Source organism: Microvirga sp. GN3 (assembly GCF_055792825.1).
Genome location: NZ_JBVVAK010000164.1, coordinates 1 through 16,086 on the forward strand (window position 1 = coordinate 1; position 16,086 = coordinate 16,086).

Annotated in this window: 17 protein-coding genes and 3 pseudogenes; 8 read left to right on the forward strand and 12 right to left on the reverse strand. The window is 59.6% G+C overall.

Translation table 11 applies throughout. The features are described 5' to 3' along the window. A pseudogene (locus tag ACS5Q1_RS39685) lies at positions 1-239 on the forward strand (hypothetical protein); the annotation flags it as partial. 33 nt (positions 240-272) lie between these two features. On the opposite strand, the gene ACS5Q1_RS39690 reads toward ACS5Q1_RS39685, so the two are convergent. Then, a complete protein-coding gene (locus tag ACS5Q1_RS39690; protein WP_473103396.1) occupies positions 273-1,100 on the reverse strand; it encodes an alpha/beta fold hydrolase in 828 nt (275 codons plus the stop codon). 385 nt (positions 1,101-1,485) lie between these two features. Here ACS5Q1_RS39690 and ACS5Q1_RS39695 point away from each other — a divergent pair, with 385 nt between their 5' ends. Further along, positions 1,486-3,021 (forward strand): tetratricopeptide repeat protein, encoded by a 1,536-nt coding sequence (locus ACS5Q1_RS39695; RefSeq protein WP_473103397.1) that lies wholly within the window; start codon positions 1,486-1,488, stop codon positions 3,019-3,021. A 310-nt stretch (positions 3,022-3,331) separates the two neighbouring features. On the opposite strand, the gene ACS5Q1_RS39700 is transcribed toward ACS5Q1_RS39695, so the two are convergent. Together ACS5Q1_RS39700 and ACS5Q1_RS39705 are read right to left on the reverse strand one after the other, a co-directional pair. Continuing rightward, positions 3,332-3,529, reverse strand: a complete 198-nt coding sequence (locus tag ACS5Q1_RS39700) for a hypothetical protein (protein ID WP_473103398.1) — start codon at positions 3,527-3,529, stop codon at positions 3,332-3,334. Between the two features lie 32 nt (positions 3,530-3,561). Further along, positions 3,562-4,632 carry a YheC/YheD family protein gene (locus ACS5Q1_RS39705; protein ID WP_473103399.1) on the reverse strand — a complete coding sequence of 357 codons (1,071 nt, stop codon included), beginning with the start codon at positions 4,630-4,632 and terminating at the stop codon, positions 3,562-3,564. A 128-nt stretch (positions 4,633-4,760) separates the two neighbouring features. Here ACS5Q1_RS39705 and ACS5Q1_RS39710 point away from each other — a divergent pair, with 128 nt between their 5' ends. After that, a complete protein-coding gene (locus ACS5Q1_RS39710; protein ID WP_473103400.1) occupies positions 4,761-5,342 on the forward strand; it encodes a winged helix-turn-helix domain-containing protein in 582 nt (193 codons plus the stop codon). Then, complete coding sequence (locus tag ACS5Q1_RS39715) at positions 5,279-5,794, forward strand: transposase (protein ID WP_473100279.1); 516 nt, start codon at positions 5,279-5,281, stop codon at positions 5,792-5,794. The genes ACS5Q1_RS39710 and ACS5Q1_RS39715 overlap by 64 nt, the downstream gene beginning before the upstream one ends. A gap of 274 nt (positions 5,795-6,068) precedes the next feature. Here ACS5Q1_RS39715 and ACS5Q1_RS39720 read toward each other — a convergent pair whose 3' ends face one another. Together ACS5Q1_RS39720 and ACS5Q1_RS39725 are read right to left on the reverse strand one after the other, a co-directional pair. Further along, positions 6,069-6,695: a transposase gene (locus tag ACS5Q1_RS39720; RefSeq protein WP_473103401.1), complete on the reverse strand. Its 627-nt coding sequence runs from the start codon at positions 6,693-6,695 to the stop codon at positions 6,069-6,071. Positions 6,696-7,715: 1,020 nt separating this feature from the next. Then, positions 7,716-8,048: a transposase gene (locus ACS5Q1_RS39725; protein WP_473103402.1), complete on the reverse strand. Its 333-nt coding sequence runs from the start codon at positions 8,046-8,048 to the stop codon at positions 7,716-7,718. A gap of 95 nt (positions 8,049-8,143) precedes the next feature. On the opposite strand from ACS5Q1_RS39725, the gene ACS5Q1_RS39730 reads away from it, so the two are divergent. The 3 genes from ACS5Q1_RS39730 to ACS5Q1_RS39740 all read left to right on the forward strand — a co-directional run bounded on the left by ACS5Q1_RS39730 (position 8,144) and on the right by ACS5Q1_RS39740 (position 9,641). Then, entirely contained in the window at positions 8,144-8,401 is a 258-nt protein-coding gene (locus ACS5Q1_RS39730; protein WP_473103403.1) for a helix-turn-helix domain-containing protein, read from the forward strand. Between the two features lie 278 nt (positions 8,402-8,679). Next, entirely contained in the window at positions 8,680-9,102 is a 423-nt protein-coding gene (locus tag ACS5Q1_RS39735) for a helix-turn-helix domain-containing protein (RefSeq protein ID WP_473103404.1), read from the forward strand. Continuing rightward, complete coding sequence (locus ACS5Q1_RS39740) at positions 8,991-9,641, forward strand: IS630 family transposase (RefSeq protein ID WP_473103410.1); 651 nt, start codon at positions 8,991-8,993, stop codon at positions 9,639-9,641. The genes ACS5Q1_RS39735 and ACS5Q1_RS39740 overlap by 112 nt, the downstream gene beginning before the upstream one ends. Positions 9,642-9,991: 350 nt before the next feature. Here the strand turns inward: ACS5Q1_RS39740 and ACS5Q1_RS39745 are convergent, their stop codons facing one another. Both ACS5Q1_RS39745 and ACS5Q1_RS39750 read right to left on the reverse strand, forming a co-directional pair. Then, entirely contained in the window at positions 9,992-10,969 is a 978-nt protein-coding gene (locus tag ACS5Q1_RS39745) for a phosphatidylglycerol lysyltransferase domain-containing protein (RefSeq protein WP_473103405.1), read from the reverse strand. Positions 10,970-11,335: 366 nt separating this feature from the next. Further along, the gene (locus ACS5Q1_RS39750) at positions 11,336-11,581 is read right to left on the reverse strand and encodes a DUF6894 family protein (protein WP_473103406.1); all 246 of its coding nucleotides are present in this window, start codon (positions 11,579-11,581) and stop codon (positions 11,336-11,338) included. On the opposite strand from ACS5Q1_RS39750, the gene ACS5Q1_RS39755 reads away from it, so the two are divergent. Continuing rightward, entirely contained in the window at positions 11,580-11,906 is a 327-nt protein-coding gene (locus tag ACS5Q1_RS39755) for a hypothetical protein (protein WP_473103407.1), read from the forward strand. The two genes, ACS5Q1_RS39750 and ACS5Q1_RS39755, sit on opposite strands and share 2 nt — an antisense overlap. An 862-nt stretch (positions 11,907-12,768) precedes the next feature. On the opposite strand, the gene ACS5Q1_RS39760 is transcribed toward ACS5Q1_RS39755, so the two are convergent. The 5 genes and pseudogenes from ACS5Q1_RS39760 to ACS5Q1_RS39780 all read right to left on the reverse strand — a co-directional run bounded on the left by ACS5Q1_RS39760 (position 12,769) and on the right by ACS5Q1_RS39780 (position 15,775). Continuing rightward, positions 12,769-13,359 (reverse strand): hypothetical protein, encoded by a 591-nt coding sequence (locus ACS5Q1_RS39760; RefSeq protein ID WP_473103411.1) that lies wholly within the window; start codon positions 13,357-13,359, stop codon positions 12,769-12,771. A 45-nt stretch (positions 13,360-13,404) separates the two neighbouring features. Then, positions 13,405-13,785 (reverse strand): annotated as a pseudogene (locus ACS5Q1_RS39765) (recombinase zinc ribbon domain-containing protein); the annotation flags it as partial. A gap of 287 nt (positions 13,786-14,072) precedes the next feature. Then, positions 14,073-14,504: pseudogene (locus ACS5Q1_RS39770) on the reverse strand (recombinase family protein); the annotation flags it as partial. Between the two features lie 300 nt (positions 14,505-14,804). Beyond that, positions 14,805-15,134, reverse strand: a complete 330-nt coding sequence (locus tag ACS5Q1_RS39775) for a transposase (RefSeq protein WP_473103408.1) — start codon at positions 15,132-15,134, stop codon at positions 14,805-14,807. Beyond that, positions 15,131-15,775: an IS110 family transposase gene (locus tag ACS5Q1_RS39780; RefSeq protein WP_473103409.1), complete on the reverse strand. Its 645-nt coding sequence runs from the start codon at positions 15,773-15,775 to the stop codon at positions 15,131-15,133. Before ACS5Q1_RS39780 ends, ACS5Q1_RS39775 begins: the two co-directional genes overlap by 4 nt. Between the last annotated feature and the right edge of the window lie 311 nt (positions 15,776-16,086).

Here is a 16,086-nt window from a genome sequence, read left to right on the forward strand (position 1 = left end):
ACCTGCGCAAGGCCGAAGCCCGCACCTTTGACGCGCTCTGGCGGGCCATCGGCGACATCTGCGATGGGGTCGAGGCTGAGGAATGCCGCAACTACTTCACCGCGGCCGGATATGGATTCGTCTGGATGCCCGTTGCTCTAGTCTCGACGGTGTTCAGCTCAGGCGCTTTCGTGGCGTTAGCGGAAGCTGTGGCAATCCAACTCAGACGCCACCTTTGTCCTGGCGTACTACAGGTTTGAAGGTCGGCCTCATCGCATCAATTGGTGAGCTTGTTAGCGCCTGCGCGGCTTCTGCTTTGCGTTGGGGAAGTTGAACAGCTCCATAGCCTTGAGCAAGCATTGTGAATGGATCATCAGCGAAGCTGAATGCTCACTCTCCGGCGCATAGACTAACTCCCAGCCGAATGGGCAGCCCAGAGCGGCGGCCTGGTGCTGGCCGAGCGCAAAGGTCCGCTCGCCGCGTTCCTTACGCTGCTGACCTTGACGCTGGGCCTCAGGAGTCATGGTCAGGTCGGGGTCATCAGGGTCATCATCCTCGGTGCCGAGGTAGATCGTTACCGGCATTGCAAGATAGCCGCGCAGTTTTTCCCGCTCCTTGGCGCCTTTGTAGACGCCGCCCATGCCATACGGCACCGCCTCGCCATCGGGATAGCTGCCGAGCAGCGGCAGCACATGGGTTGAGGCGTTGGCAATGATGATGCGCTCAGTGGCATTCTGCTCAAACGCAGCCACGCGTGATAGAAACTGCCCCCCGGCCGAATGACCCCAACACCAGTACGGCAGCCGCGAGCTCTCCTGCTCCGTTCGCACCCATGTAGCTAGGAGCGCCACGAAGCGTGTGGTCCATTCGCTGGCGGGCTTAAGGTTGTCGGAAGAGTCCAACAAGCCGCCACGATGGTAGGCGTGGCTGGCAAACCGGGCTTGATCAAACAGCGGCGCAGCCACCACAAGGCCTTTGCGATTGGCGAGGTCGATGGCGTAGTCGCGGTATTTGTCCGCCGTGCGCGAGTTGCCGTGATAGATCAGGGAGATGCCATTGATCGTGCCCTCTGGTTTATAGGTATAAACATCGAAGGTAACTCCGTCGAGAATCGCCTGCATTAGGCTTGGGCCGCTTGGTATCATGGCAGTGTCCTAGTTGCAGGCCAGTTCACCCCCACGGTAGGGACTGGCACCAAGTACAGGATCTGCCGGTACAGCTTGGGTATCTTGGAGAAAAATCGTGGCGGTACCGGGATAACGAGCCAAGGTAAATAGCATATTGTAGTATGGCCATTGGATCTAGAAATTCATCAATGAGGATTGTTCCAAAAATTTGTCATACCTCACATTAGCAGAAACGGACTCAATTCTGTCTATAGCGATCGTTTGATCTTCATGAACAAATGTCGAGATGAGCCTCACGCAGAGTTGACTCGCTGTCCCAGCTCGCTCCCTTGAGGTGCAATAGTAACGCAAATTGTCTGGATCGTCGCTGGAGGCCACCATGATCCCGCAACCTGCACAGACAAGCCCTGCTTCCGCAACGGACACCGATAGGCGAGCTGTTCCTGCAGACGGTGAAGCGCAGGCACCAATTCAGGTTCGCCTCGAAGCTGCCACGGCACTGCGCAAGGCAGCGGAGGTTGTGTATCAGTTCATATTGGAGAAACAGCCGAACGATTACCGGGCTCTACTGAGCTTGGGTTATCTGGGCCGGCAGCGTGGCGACACAGCCGCTGCACTGGGCTATTTCGAAGCCGCACTGGCAGCAGCGCCGCGCCGGACGCGCCCGAAGCTCGAGATGGCGCTGGAGCTTCGAACGCTGTCTCGTCTCGACGAGGCGGAAGCCCTCTATCTGAGCCTGCTTGAGGGTCACCCAAATCTGGTCCGGGCTCTTTCCGGGCTAGGCCACATTGCGCAAGCGCGCGGCAAGCCCCGGTTGGCCCTGAACTACTACCAAGCTGCCTTGGCAGCCAATCCGACCAGAACAGACCTGAAGCTGAAGATAGCCGTACAACTGCGCAAGTTGTCGCGCTTTCGTGAGGCGGAGCAGATCTACAACAGCATCCTCGTGAAAGAGCCGGATCATGCTGGTGCCAGGGAACGTCTCGGACGGCTTCCAAAGCGGGAGCAGTCGGATCTGCCGCCCCTGGAGAGATCCTGGTTAGAGCGTGAGACCTTCACCCGCGCTGCTGAGTGGGGCCGGAACCTGGAGGCGCTCGGGGGGCCTGCATTTGACATGAGCCTGCTCAAGCTGGCGGAGGACTTGGCCCATGGTGCCTCAGAGGAGGTGAAGCGGGACTGTATTCTCCTTCGCCTCGGCAAGAAGACCAAGCTCCTGCCTCTGGTGTCCGATTGGGACGAGTATCAGCATGTCGTCAAACGTGAGGCACAGACACTCAATCCTGGTAGTCTCTTGGGACCCGTTCCTGCGCAGCGTGAGGGAGCTTGGAGGAACAACGTAATCATTGCTAAGAGCAAACATGAATTCGTGTGGCGACGTGAAACCGTCTCTGAAATGCTCGGGTCCTCACTGCAAGGACACCGCCGAACTATCCGCAAGCTCCTGAAAGCCGGCGTACATGTCGAGCCGATCTGCCCCGCGAACCTGGATCGCGTGCTGGCATGCAATGATCGGTGGTACGAAGCTAAGAAAGCACAAGGTAAGTCCACGTTTCTTCGAGCCCGCACTGTCTGGACCCTAGAAAACCTGGCTATGCTGGAGCCTTTGGGCGTGCGGCATCTGGCCGTCATGCTGGATGATGATGTGATCGGCTACAGCGTGGGTGGCCATCTCGGCGCATCATGGGCGGCTTATTTTTATGGCAGAGGCGACCATGAGTTCGATGTAGGTCCTTTGATTGTCCACGAACACGCCAAGTTGTATCCTGACCGGGAGTGGATCAATGCCGGCGATGCAGGACGAAATCGTGCGCTTGCAGCATTTAAGCAGAAATTCACATTTAACGCTGCCGAAAAACAGATAACAATGGGGTTGATACAGGGCTTTGTTGCACGGATCGAACTATGCGCGCATTGAAGGCCGACGAGCTTGAATTCAAGCAACGCGGACGGGCTTCGGGTGCCCAAGCTCAAGCATGCGGTTGAGGACATGAACTGCGATGGCGACCTCAGTTGCGCACCGGGGTTCCGTCTGCGAGGGTAAGCTCGTGCCGATCACTCGTTTAAGCCGGCTGATGGCAGCCTCCCCAGGGCACGATGATTGTACCCAGACCTCTTCTGCAAACCCGTGCGTCCATGCTCTGCGATGCTTCGGAGGTGCCGGTCGCGTTGGGTCGGAGCGCTCTCCACCGTCTCAGTCAGCACCACTGTTGAGCGGGCCGGGACGATCACGTCAGCATCGGAGAGCGCTTGGCGGTCGTGTCGTAGATGCTCGTCTGATCGTAGGCGCCGTCACCCGTGAAGGAGGCAAGTGGACCCGTGATCTGGTCGAGCAAGGGATCGACCTGTGAGCCATCATCGACATCGCTGATCGTCAAGTCTGAGGCGAGGATCTCTCCAATCTCGGCATCAACGCCGAATATCATACTATCTAAAAGATCCGCTGATTTGTTCCGTGTTATCCTTGCCCTGACACTGACTTCATATACTGATTGTGAGCCCTGAGGGCAGGTAATCCCTCACTCAGAAAGTCCTCCCTTTGACGACCCTTAGTCGCCAAGAGAATCGCATATCCTACCTTACGGATGGCTGTGTCAAGGCTAAAGAATTTGGCACCTAGTACTGGGTTCATCTCAAACAGCCATGGCCGCCCAGATTCATCTATTCCAAGATCTATGCCAAGCGCATCAATAATCCTGTCATCATAGAGTCTCTGAAAACGGCGAGGCATGTTAGCCCCGAGTTCCGTAAGCAAACTGTGGATGCCTTCAGCCTTCTCCCCATACTGTTCATGCAAAAATCCGGTCAGGAGCCCCGCGCTGCCACCAGCATTCAAGTTGGAAGTTATGCCCCTCCCCGAGCCGATTCTCGGATAGATGTTCACGATCTCCCATCTCGCCTCAGAATTGCGCCGCACATGGATTCTGATGTCAAACGGCAAGCCGGACTTAGTTCTCGATTCGATGTATCTCTGAGCTAAAAAATGCCTGCGATGTAAGTATTTCCTAAAAAACGCGACAAGATCGCTCTCGCTGAACTCATGCTGACCATCGTCACCGATTACAATAAAACCTGCACCATCACAGCCGATGAACCACACATTACGGCCTTGGGAACTATTCTGAGGTTTAACGACAACTTTCCGATTTTCATCCAAGAAAACAAGAAAATTCTGAAACGAGATTATTCTCTTCGTTGGGATTTGAAGATCCGGATAGAACTTAGCCTCTCCCATGCGCGTAAGAATCTCGGACTTGTCTCCGATTGTAGGCGACGTGAATGGAACCCGTGCACTTATTTGTCGCCAAACTTCATCATGGTCCATTGAGGAGAAGTCATTTATCACAACGTCTGGAATTCTATTCTTTACCCGTACCCACATATGTTGGACATACTTCCAGCCACTCACGCTTTCATTTGTGAAGTCGACATCAGTGGGGTTGAAGTAAATTAGGTCTGCCCCTTGCATGACAGCGGCATGTGCTGCCGCGATGGCGGCGGATGTCGGCTTCCTTCTCGCTCGCATCATCCCGATCAGGAGCGGATCGTGATTAGGAGCACCCGCGACTGCGGAGGTCGCCTCAGCAAAGCGTTCTAATGATCTTCACGAAGATGGTGTAACATAGGGCGATGTCGACCCTCGTGAGGAGGTGCGCGATGGATGACGACTTTTGGCGCCCGACGCATTTGACATCCGAGCAAATGGAGGAGCGTCGCCTGGAGGCCGCGAGGCTGTTGCGGCAAGGGCAGCTTTCTCAGGCCGAGATCGCCCGGAAACTTGGGGTCTGCCGCGCCAGTGTCTGCCGCTGGGCGGCAACCCTCGCCCAAGAGGGCCTGCACGGCCGGGAGGCTCGCCCCATTCCAGGACAGCTTCCCCGCCTGGATGAGAAAGCCTGGACCCGCCTTGGGCGGCTCCTGGACCGGGGTGCCATCGCGGCGGGCTTTGCCACCGAACGGTGGACGCTTGAGCGCATCGCGGCCCTGGTCGAGCGCGAGTTCGGGGTTCACTATCATCCGCGCTACCTGGAGCGGCCGCTCAAGGCGCACGGCTTCAGCGTGCAGCGTCCGGCCACAACGGCCAAGGAACGCGACGAACTCGTGATTGCGGTCTGGCCCAAGCGCGAGTGGGTGGCGCTCAAAAAAAGGCGCGCCGGGAGCACCGGACCCTGCTGCTCGTGGATGAGACAGGCCACAGCTTCCGGATCCGGCCGGCCACGACCTGGGCGCGGCGCGGGCTGACCCCGGTGCTGCGGCGGGTGAGCAAGCGGCGCGAGGTGTCGAGCATCGTGGCGATCACGCCTGACGGGCGGCTGTATGCCCGCCACTTCCGCACCAGCGTCTCAAGCCGCTGTGTCATCCTGGCCCTGCGCTTCTTCCGGCGAAAGGTCGGCACACCGCTGCTGGTGGTCTGGGATCGGCTCAACGCCCACCGCTCGCGAGCAACCACCGCCTTCATCGCGGCCCACCCGCAGGACTATGCGGTGGCCCATCTGCCGGCCTATGCACCAGAGCTCAATCCGGAGGAACAATGCAATGCCCTCGTCAAGTGCGCCATGGCGAACGCGCTACCTGGATCAGTCGCCGATCTGCACCGCCTGGCCCGCCGTGAATTCTGTCGCTTGCAACGTCAACCCGAAATGATCGTCAGCTTCTTTCGGCATGCAGGTCTCTCTGTTGCAGGTCTTCCGTGAAGATCATTAGGGCCATTCCCTGGCTACTCATCCAATTTGAGGTGAGTCCAATGTAGCATGCTAAGCTGGGCTCGTATGAGGTGGAAGATCAATTGCTATTATAATCCCTCTTGTGGGATGCAGCGGTCGGGTGGGGAAGCCGGGCAAGGCGAGCAAATTGCTCGCGTCTTCCACTCGAACAGCTGTTTCTGACCAAAATGCCTCATTCAGGCAAGCCGGCTTGAGGAGGTGGGACCCATCTTTGGCGACGGCAGCAAACCCTGTCCAGCTCCGATCACATGCCCCCGCCCGTCCGGTGCATCCTACGCTGATGCGCCGGCCGAACCGTTGTCAGGCAGCCTTGAGCCGGGCTCCCTCCGGCACGACACCGGTGGTGAGATATCGCCACAAGGCCACCAGAAGTTTGCGGGCAAGCGCCACAGCGCTGATCTTGCGCACCCGGCCCGCGGGCGGGGCCAACCCGCTCATGGAACCAGTGCGCCAAGTCACTGTCGGGCTGGTAGCGCAGCCACAGCCAGGCCAACTCGATCATTGTCTTGCGCAGGAGCGGATTGCCGGCCTTCGAGATGCCTTGTTCACGCTGCCGCTGCCCGCTGTCAAAGGGGCTTGGCGTGAGCCCGGCATAGGCCGCGACTTCCTTGTGAGTGGCAAAGGGACGGAACAGCGCCTCACGCACCAGGATCGTGGCCGTCTTGGTGCCGAGGCCTCCCAGTCGGGCCAGATAGGCGACTTTCTCGGCATCGGCATCTTCTGGTACGGGCTCTGTCACCGCTGCATCGCGCTCGGCCTCGACCACCCCGATCTGCTCCAGCACCAATCCCAGCCGCTTGAACTCGCGTTCGAGTTCGCGACGCAGCTGGGACGGCAGTTCGTAACCATCGCCGGTGCGCAGCTCGCTCAAACCTTCAGCGGTTCTGGCGTGAGGGCTGGAAGTCGTAAATGCCCTGACTGGCGAGTAGGCCTTTGACCCGGTTGACGTGCTGCACGCGTTCGGCAATCAGCCGCTTGGACTTGCTTCGAAAAAGATACTGCTGGCGAATTAGTTATGCGCTGGTTGGAAGCGTCATGAGCTTGGTGAATGCTGATTGCCGCGTTCGTGCGAGCGGCGTGCCCGAGAACGGCTCTGTTGTATTAACCTGTCAAGCCGCAGGATCTAGTAGCTGCTCCAGCGGATAGATACACTATAGCTTGTGCCTCGCACAGTTAACGTAACAAAGCCACGGCTCAACCCCAGTTGGGGCGTTTTACTTCTCGACCGTTCATCATTCAGCTCCGTGTATTGAGGTGCCGCAAAAAGACTGCCAATCCGCATACGGCGAGCCAAAGACCAATGATGATGAGGATAGCGGTCATCGTCGTCTACCTCTCACTCCGCCCTAGTGCCCCCTTAGGGTCAGCAAGTTTTCGTGTAAAAACGGTCATGTTAAGGCAAAATATGGCGAACGCCCTTATTGAGAGGCTTGGTTGCACAAATCGGATTATGCACGCGTTGAAGGCCCACGGACCCCCATTCAGGCGATACGGACGGACTTCGGGCATCCAAGCTCAAGCATGTGGTTCAAAGCCTGAACGGCGATGGCGACCTCGGTCCTGCGGCGGGAATCTATCCGCGAACGTACGCCGTCCCTATCACTCGTTTGAAGCGACTTACTGCGCTTTCCACCAAAGCACGGCGAGTGTATCCGGACATCTTCTGCCAGCCCATGCGTCCATGCACAGCGATGCTTTGGAGATGCCGATCGCGCCGGGTCGGAGTGCTCGCCGCCGTCACAGTCAGCACTACCGTTGATCGTGGTGAAACGATCACGTCAGCCTCAGGATGATGCTTGGCGACAGCGTGGTACACACCCTCCTGATCGTAGGTTCCATCACCAATGAACGAGGCGAGTGGACCTAGAATCTGGTCGAGCAAGGGCTCAACCTACGAGCGGTCATCGACATCGCTCGCAGACAATTCCGATGCAAGGATTTGCCCGGTGTGCGCATCGACGCTGATGTGCAGTTTTCTCCAGGCTCTTCGCCTCCCGGTGCCATGCTTGTCGACTAGCCATTCGCCGGCACCACAGAGCCGCAGGCCTGTGCTGTCGACCAGCAGGTGAACAGGTCCTCTGGAGCACGGACATGGTCCTGGCACCTCTAAGGTCTGGGCGCGACGGCTCAGGGCCGTGTGATCCGGCACAGTGCGGATTCCAGCGCAATCTGGACATGTATTCCGATTTGAAGCCGGACAGCATTCCGGAATGAAGCCGGACACCGTTCCAATCAATCACCGGACACTTTCCCTACTCTGACGATCCCCTGGGTTAGCAACTCGGGCATCACACTCCTCACGTCAACGAGGAGAACGGAATGCCCGCCAAGAGGAAGCTGACCATGAGACAGTTGAGACAGATGCTGCGCCTTCCCCGTAACGGCGTGAGCGTGCGCGACATCGCCGAGAGGCTTGGAATCGCGCGCAGCATCGTCCAGGAGAACCTCACCGCTGCAGGACGGCTGCACCACAACGTGCTCGCGGCGGCTCTCGCCAATAAGCTGGCTCGGATTGCCTGGAGCGTGTTGAGCCGGAACCGCACCTATGAACCGCGAACAGCGGGTGTGGCAGGTTAAGTCGACCCAGCCCCAACCTACGTCGGTCGCTTAGAGCTCGCCGAGGTCTGCGAGAGAAAGACGAGATGGAGAACGGTCGCGCCGTCGCATTCGTGCTCTGGTGACCCATTTGGCCAGTCAGGGCCGAGTAGCTTATGAGACCGGATGCGCGCGGATATTCATGATGGTCACGGAGCTCGGCTCCGTAAGAGCTGGATACATTAAAGCGCTTTTGATCTGGGCTTGAATCCATTTGGGTGATCTGTGCGTTGACTGGGATATGGCCCAGGAGGCGAGCCATGTCCCAGCCCTATTCCGCTGATTTGCGTGAGCGCGTTCTGGTCGCCTGCGAACGGGGCGACCTTCCTCAGGTCGAGATCGCCCGCCGCTTCCAGGTCTGTCCCGCCACCGTGTCGAACTGGCGCCGCCAAGAGCGCGAGGAAGGCCGACGTGCTGCGAAGCCGCACAGCGGCGGCGTGCCCTCGCGCCTGGATGCGGCAGCTCTGGCGGTGCTGCGTCAGCTCGTGATCGAAGACAACGACGCGCTACTGCGTGAGTACCGCGAACGCCTGGCCGAGAGAACGGGCGTGACGGTCTGCATCGCGGTGATCTGCGAGGCGCTCAAGCGGCTCAAGCTGCGTCCGAAAAAAAGACCCTTCGGGCGGCCGAGCAGGATCGGCCCGAGGTTGCCGCCGAGCGCGAGGCTTACCGCCAGCAGATGAGCGACATGCCCGCGGAACGCTTGGTGTTCCTGGATGAAAGCGGCGTGACGACCAAGATGGCCCGCACCCATGCGCGAGCGCCGCGTGGGCAGCGGGCGTACGGAAGTATCCCGCTCGGCTCGTGGCAGCGGCTGACGGTGCTCGGAGCGCTCGCCTGTGAGGGCCTGATCGCGACGATGAGCATCGAGGCGTCGACCTCGACCTGCGTGCTGCTGGCTTATCTCGAGCAGGTGCTGGTGCCCAAACTCCGGCAGGTGAAGCCGGATGCGATTCCGGTGATGGACAACCTGCGCCCGCACCATGCCACCGAAGTCATTGAGCTTCTCACCCAGGCCGGGATCGGGCTGTTGTACCTGCCCCGCTATTCGCCCGAGTTCAACCCGATCGAGCAGGCCTGGGCCAAGGTGAAAGAGCGGCTCAAGGCGAAAGCCGCACGCACTCTCGAAGCCCTGGAGGCGGAACTCAAACCAGCCCTCGACACCATCACCGCAAAAGATGCCAAAGGCTGGATCAGGCATGCCGGCTATGCCCTACACTGAAACCAAAAGCGCTTTAGCGCACGACCAACCTCACCATCTCCAAAGCCTCTTGCGACGCACGGTCGGTCCATACATCTGGGTCACGATCCAACTCCTGGCCTCAGAAGGGAATCACTCCCGCGCCCCGGAGGGAAGCCTTTGAATCTGCGTTTCCGTCCAATGCTCTAGCGTGTCCACACGGCGTAGCCGATCACCTTAGCCGGGAAGCGGTGACGGGCGTAGCACGGATGACGGGTCGATTTCATCCCTCACGTATGCCAGCAATTCGTCACTCCTAGGTTAAGTTGACCATGCCTCGCCAGCCAGCCTTTTCCGCACCTGCTCTACCATTTCTGGCTCGCCTATTGCGGTCAGGGTTCCCGGGCTTTGAAGACTCGGTGCATCTCCACCGGCCTGAACCGTTGCTTCAGCTCACGCAGCCCGGGCCGCCCGGAATCGCTCGAGTCGTTGAAGTGGATCAGGTCGGGAAACTCGGCCATGAGGCGGTAGCGCAGGAGCTGCGGCACCCCCCGGAACCGAATATCGGTGAGGCAGATGAAGTTGCACCCTGAGGTCAAGGTGATCGAACCCGAGAAGGCAAAGCCGCGCACCTCTCCGTCAATCTCGACCACAATTCCCCTGAGCAGGGTGGGCAGGAACCGGTCCGCTGCCGTCAGGCAGGCGACCGTGTAGCGATATGAGGCGCCGACCTTCATGCCGTCTCCGTTGAGCCGCTCCCGCCAAGCCTCGGTGAGCGCAAGGCAGGCGGGCTGATCCACCATCGTGTAGGGGCGCGTCTCGACCACGCCCGCCTTGAGAGCCCGTGACAGCTCTTGCCGCAGGCTCCGGAAGCCGGCTCCCTCCAACGCCATCACGGCTGAGCGGTCGTAGATGAACTCTTCTTCCTTGAAGGAGATCGCAAAGCCTGCCCGTGCCACCGGCAGAGCATCACTTTCCTGCACGTGGATGATCGGACCCGAGCGGCCGCTGTTGAAGTCCCGCATCCGCTGCACTGCGTGCCGCAGCGCCGCCGCATCGAAGGGAAGCGGCGGAAAGTACAGGTTCATCCGTGACCCGGCTTTATCGCGATGGATCTGATAGACTAAGAGGGACCCACCGCAACGCTCCCAGCGCAAAACGCGCGTCCTGGACCACTCGGAGAAATGCAGACGGGGGAAGTAATAGAACGTCGACTTGACCCGTGCGTCCTCCGCCGCTGTGCAGAAAGTGTCGGCATCCTCGATCTTGATGGGCGCGAGATCAGCCAACTCCGCTGCCTTATCTGTCAGCTGGAATGGGAAGCGATCTGGGCTCGTCGGTGCCACGTACGGTCGAAGAATGAGGGTCATCGTGATCCCCTTGTTCTCGGGTCTGTGAAGCGCGGGTTTGTTGCTGTGGAAAGAAGTTGCTGACCTGAAACTCAGCCCTTGGCACAAATCGCGCTTCACCTGGTTTCAGACCACAAGATGGAGCAAGTCGAGGCCGCAGAGGCCGTCCGCGATGCCCGTCTCTTCCGGTTTGTCCAGAAGCTTGCCCAATTCGGATGACGGGAAAGCATTCATGGATATTCATGCTGTTACAGGCAGTGACATAAGAGCCTCTTCCACTGGCCCGCTGCTCGAGTGCCACAGCAACGAAGCCAAAAGTCTTCCGAATACGCTATATCCGGTTTCATAAAGACGCTTCTGCTATTTACGCATCGTGCTGGGACCGATCTAGATTTCAAGATCTGGGCCTATATCCTCGCCTGAGACGCGCAACCGGAACACAATCTGCCGAGCATCATCGAAGACCTCCATGCACCACTCTGTGCTGCTCAAAACCCTCTGCCCTTCATTGCGCAGAATCCGGCCAGCCATGCGGATTGCTTCATCGCGCGCTACTGTGATCCCAGGAAACTCTTCGCCCTCCCGATCGGTCAGAACGCAACCATTGTTTAGACTGAAAAAATAGCGAGGCATGGCGAGCGCCTTCTGTGAATTACGCACCGTCGTCCTCGTCAATACCCCTTATGATCGCGTGCGCCATCATGCCATTGCCGTGCGCCTCAGAGGCCGCCTCCAGCAGAGCGTTGGCGATCTGGCGGCAGGAGGAGGGCGAGAACTCCTGCCAGACGCGCTCCGCCTGCCGCCAGGGCTGAGCGCAAAGCCGGTCAGTTCGACAATGACGGCCCTCTTCCCAGTCTTGACGGTGATGTCCAGTTCCCTCGTGACGAGGTCGATGCACTTACCCATTGTAGCCCTCCTCTGGTCGGTAGTGGTCATCTATCAACCTTATGACTGGTGAAACGAGAAGCTTGCTAGGCCGGCCCGGCTCTTGTTAGTTACACTGTATACGAAGACTGACTTACCACCGAGAGTGCCAGTCACCACCCTCTCCAAGTGGCCTCGCTGCAATGGGCCTTCGCCTCGTCGCCATATCGATGCAGGCTCCAGCTTCTGGGGCCGGGCGGCACTGCGAGGCTGCCAAGAAGAGAATACTTTCTTTTGGTCAGCGTTTCTTCCTTGTGCGCATCTAAGATCCTTCGAAAATAGTGATGAGCAATTGTCCCTCAATGGATCATCAGTAAAAATGGCTAAAAATATGACCATACACTTATGATCTTAAGAAACGAGGAGTAATCACGGCGATTTAATCCGGCGGAGTGCCCGTTCCATACACCGGCTTCTGCGAAGTTAGAGGCCGATGAACAATTAAATTTCCCTGCCTCGCAGCACGAGCTAGGTCTGTATCCACCCCCAAGTCATCTGCTTGCCGGCAGCGTTGAACGTGAGCTCCGGCATCGTCATATCTAGACGCTCCCTGCCGGCAAGGGTTTTGTTGAACGAGAGTGCAAGTGGCCATGTGAGTCATATCTACGGCCTGTGAGTGCGGTTCATATGACCGCTGGCCCTTCTCTATTCGGCACCTCCACGTCAGGCATTCTCTTTTCAACCCTCCGGTGTCGCGCATTCCTCGCGAGCTCTTGCTTCTCTCTGGGATCGGCATTCTGCCCTCCCATAGTGGGATGAGAAGGATGAGGCGGCCCAATCTGATGAGCGCATTGATCACCGTGGCAATCGATGCAAAGGCCAGCACGAACTTACCTCATCCATCGTCCCGCGAGGGACAGCTTTCCACCGGCAGGCGGAACTTCGGTGTCTTCTCCCTAACGGGCGATCAAAGGGATGGCTGCACGAGAGGATCTTTCGTCCAACGGAACTCCGTTCCATCGCTCCAGATCCGGTGCATGACGACGACGTGTTGGACAATGGTGCAAAGTTCGACCTGTCTCAGGTGGACCTGAGAAGCTCGGATCAACCCGGATGATCACCCGAACAACATCATCGGCCACCTCGATGCGCTTGACGAGAGTGCAGATGATGTCGCGCTTCGTCGTCCAATCTGCAGCCCCGAGTCGCTCGCGCACCATCGCGGCAAACAGGTCGAGTTTACCAATGACGAGGTGCAGCGAGCGGACTTGCTCATCGGCTTCCTGGTGAGCCTTGGTCTCAGCTTCCAGCCGGGCTGTCCGGCGGCGCAATGCGGCCAGGCGCGGCTCGAATTCGGGCTTCTCGATCAGCCCCTCGGTGTAGCTGTCGATCAGCCGCTCGATCGCGCGGCGGGCCTTGGCCCGTTGACGGTCGAGGGCATCGAGTTCGAGCCGATGCGGCGTGGCCTGCACGGCGTCAAGGCGCCGCTGATACTCGGCGATAACCCGTGCCGGATTATCGAGCAGCCGGCAGACTTCGGTCCACACCGCCTCATCAAGCAACTCCGTGGCGACTAGCCGGGCATCACACCGGAACGCACCGCGGAAGCGGCTCCGGTCGGTACCGCAACAGCGATAGTAGCGCCACTGCCCGCGATGGTGATGGCCGGTGAACCCATAGCCGCACTTCTCGCAGACCAGCAGGCCGCGCAGCAGATACTGCACGCCCGCAAGCCGCTCGCGACCGCGTCTGCGGTTCTCCTCCAACTGCTCGGCGACACTCGCAAAGAGCTCTTCGCCGACAATCGCCGGCACCGCGATGCTGATGTGCCGCTCAGTCGGGGCGAGCACTTGCCGCCACGGCCGCCGCGGCAGGCCATCATGGCCGCGCGGCGGATGCAGCGGCGGCCGCCACGGCACGCTTTGGCGCCGACCATAGAGCGCCTGTCCCGCATAGGCCGGGTTGAGCAGCATGCTTTATCGCCCGGCTCCAGTGCGGTTGACCGGTCGGGCTTGGAAGCCCGCTGTCGTGCAGGCGCCGGCAGACCCCCGGCCAGCGTCAAGCGCTCGTGCCCGACCCAGGTGAAGATCTGGCGCACAATCCGGGCGGCCCCCTCGTCAATCTCGTAGCGTGCCTCTCCCCCACCAGCCTCACGCGTGATGTAGCAGTAGCCGAAGGGGGCCCGGGACAGGACACTGACGGCACCAGTGCGGGCGCGGTGGCGCTTGCCGCGCCGGCTGCGCTCCAGCACCTTGGCTCTCTCGTACTCGGCGAACATGCCCTGCAACTGCAGCAGCAGGGCGTCCTCGGGCGTGGTCCCGATCGGATGATTGAGGAAGATCACCTGCGTGCCGGCGTGGGTGAATTCTTCGAGCAGCAGAACCTGATGCGCGTAGCTGCGGGCGAGACGATCCGGGGCATGGACATAGACGAGATCAATCGCCGACAGCGCCACGAGATCGCGCAACCGCTCCAGGGCCGGGCGGATCAGGCTGGCACCGCTGTGGCCGTTGTCGATGAACCGCAGATCGTCCCGAATGCCATGGCCATCCTGCTCTGCTCGCGCGGTCAATTCCGCCAGCTGGCTATCGATGGTGTGATGCTCAGCCTGCTGGTCGGAGGAGACCCGGGCGTAGAGGGCGACCTGCAGGGTCTGCGGGGCCGAAACGGCTCTCAGATGCGGAGTTCTCATCGCATGCTCCCTCGGAAATGGCGGCCTGTGCCCGTGATGGCAGCAAACAGGTGCGCAGGGGCAGGAGGCGCTCGTAGGCGCGTCCCAAGACGTCCCGACTGCCCCGTCTGACCTCGAAGCCGACCTCAAGGCGCAGCGGGCGGCGCCGCTTGCAAAGCTTGGCCATGGCGGTCCTCGTCCGTCATCGGTCTGGTTTGTCCAGAGCCGTTGAAGGGGTTAACACAGGACCTGTCGTGTGACGCCGGAGAGCCGCACGAGTCACTGTATGGACAATGCTGATCGCAAACTTTGCACCATTGTCTAACACGCCACCGCCAGCTTACGCGCGACCGCTACAGTCGCCTTCTTGCCGCCCACCTTCTTGGCAAGCCGGGTGCCCCGGGCCTTGATCGGCGACCAACGCGAGACGTGGTTGAGAATGATGCCTGCTGCTTCAAAGAGATAGGTTCGCAGGAGCGGATCGCCGCATTTGGAGATCCGACCGCTCCGGTCGCTCTCGCCTGACTGGTATCGTCGTGGGGTCAGCCCAAGATAAGCTCCCACACTCGAGGACTTTGAGAACCGTTCTGGCGCATCGATGACGCTGACAAACGCCAATGCGACCAGAGAGCCGACTCCGGGAGCCGTCATAGACGGCGGGCCGCCTGATCCTGGCGCGCCAGCCCCAGGAGGCGACGGGAGAGGATGCCGATCTGTCGGCTGACCTCCTGCAACACTGTCAGGAGCGCCTCGACAGCATCCTTCAGCGGCCCATTGGCCACCAGTTCGCGCACGCGATCAATGAAGAGCTGGCGGCCTCCCTTGCCGGCCACCAGGCCGAAGGGCTTGAGCATGCCACGGATCTGGTTGATCAGGTACACGCGCACATCCATCAGGTGGGCTCGTGAGCTGAGAAAGCTACGGACCACTTGGCTGTCCAGGCTCTTGCCGGTGACCTCCCGATACCATCTCGTGCGCACGATCTGCGCCAGCCCCAGAGCATCATTCGGTTCAGTCTTGTTCACCTGCAGCGACAGCGCTGCCTTGGCATGACGGGCATCGAGGCAGATCACAGGTAAACCAAGCTTTGTGAGCTCGTGCCAGTGCCAAGTCGACAACGGGCCGCGTTCCAGGCCAATCCGCTCGACATGCGACGCTTTCGCATTGATGACTGCGGCAATGGCCTCGGGCGTCGAGGCGCATTTGCCGCGCCAGAGCGCCTTCCCATGGTTGTCGACGATGCAGACGGCGGTTTGCTCCAGCGACACGTCCAACCCGACATCCTGCTTCATGAGGATACTCTCCGTTGGCTTCCACTTTGGGCCTGATCACATCAGACCTCAGTTTGCCGTCGAAGGGCACCAGGCCCGGAATAACCCCATGTTGCATTAACTGTGCGAGGCACAAGCTATAGCGTATCTATCCGCTGGAGCAGCTACTAGATCCTGCGGCTTGACAGGTTAATGCAACAGAGCCGTCCTAGCCCACCCTATTCATGAGACATGTTGATGTTTGCCGTTCTGGACTGCGATCGCGGGCGCTCGTTGCGTCTGTTTCATCGCGATGAGGTCTGGAATATGGGGAACGCGTTGGCAGGAGTTGG

What these genes read in the sequence shown, in the direction of transcription:
- ACS5Q1_RS39690 (WP_473103396.1), bottom strand. Translation starts at nt 1,100, where the DNA reads ATGCAGGCGATTCTCGACGGAGTTACCTTCGATGTTTATACCTATAAA.
- ACS5Q1_RS39695 (WP_473103397.1), top strand. Translation starts at nt 1,486, where the DNA reads ATGATCCCGCAACCTGCACAGACAAGCCCTGCTTCCGCAACGGACACC.
- ACS5Q1_RS39700 (WP_473103398.1), bottom strand. Translation starts at nt 3,529, where the DNA reads ATGATATTCGGCGTTGATGCCGAGATTGGAGAGATCCTCGCCTCAGAC.
- ACS5Q1_RS39705 (WP_473103399.1), bottom strand. Translation starts at nt 4,632, where the DNA reads ATGATGCGAGCGAGAAGGAAGCCGACATCCGCCGCCATCGCGGCAGCA.
- ACS5Q1_RS39710 (WP_473103400.1), top strand. Translation starts at nt 4,761, where the DNA reads ATGGATGACGACTTTTGGCGCCCGACGCATTTGACATCCGAGCAAATG.
- ACS5Q1_RS39730 (WP_473103403.1), top strand. Translation starts at nt 8,144, where the DNA reads ATGCCCGCCAAGAGGAAGCTGACCATGAGACAGTTGAGACAGATGCTG.
- ACS5Q1_RS39735 (WP_473103404.1), top strand. Translation starts at nt 8,680, where the DNA reads ATGTCCCAGCCCTATTCCGCTGATTTGCGTGAGCGCGTTCTGGTCGCC.
- ACS5Q1_RS39745 (WP_473103405.1), bottom strand. Translation starts at nt 10,969, where the DNA reads ATGACCCTCATTCTTCGACCGTACGTGGCACCGACGAGCCCAGATCGC.
- ACS5Q1_RS39755 (WP_473103407.1), top strand. Translation starts at nt 11,580, where the DNA reads ATGGCGAGCGCCTTCTGTGAATTACGCACCGTCGTCCTCGTCAATACC.
- ACS5Q1_RS39750 (WP_473103406.1), bottom strand. Translation starts at nt 11,581, where the DNA reads ATGCCTCGCTATTTTTTCAGTCTAAACAATGGTTGCGTTCTGACCGAT.
- ACS5Q1_RS39775 (WP_473103408.1), bottom strand. Translation starts at nt 15,134, where the DNA reads ATGACGGCTCCCGGAGTCGGCTCTCTGGTCGCATTGGCGTTTGTCAGC.
- ACS5Q1_RS39780 (WP_473103409.1), bottom strand. Translation starts at nt 15,775, where the DNA reads ATGAAGCAGGATGTCGGGTTGGACGTGTCGCTGGAGCAAACCGCCGTC.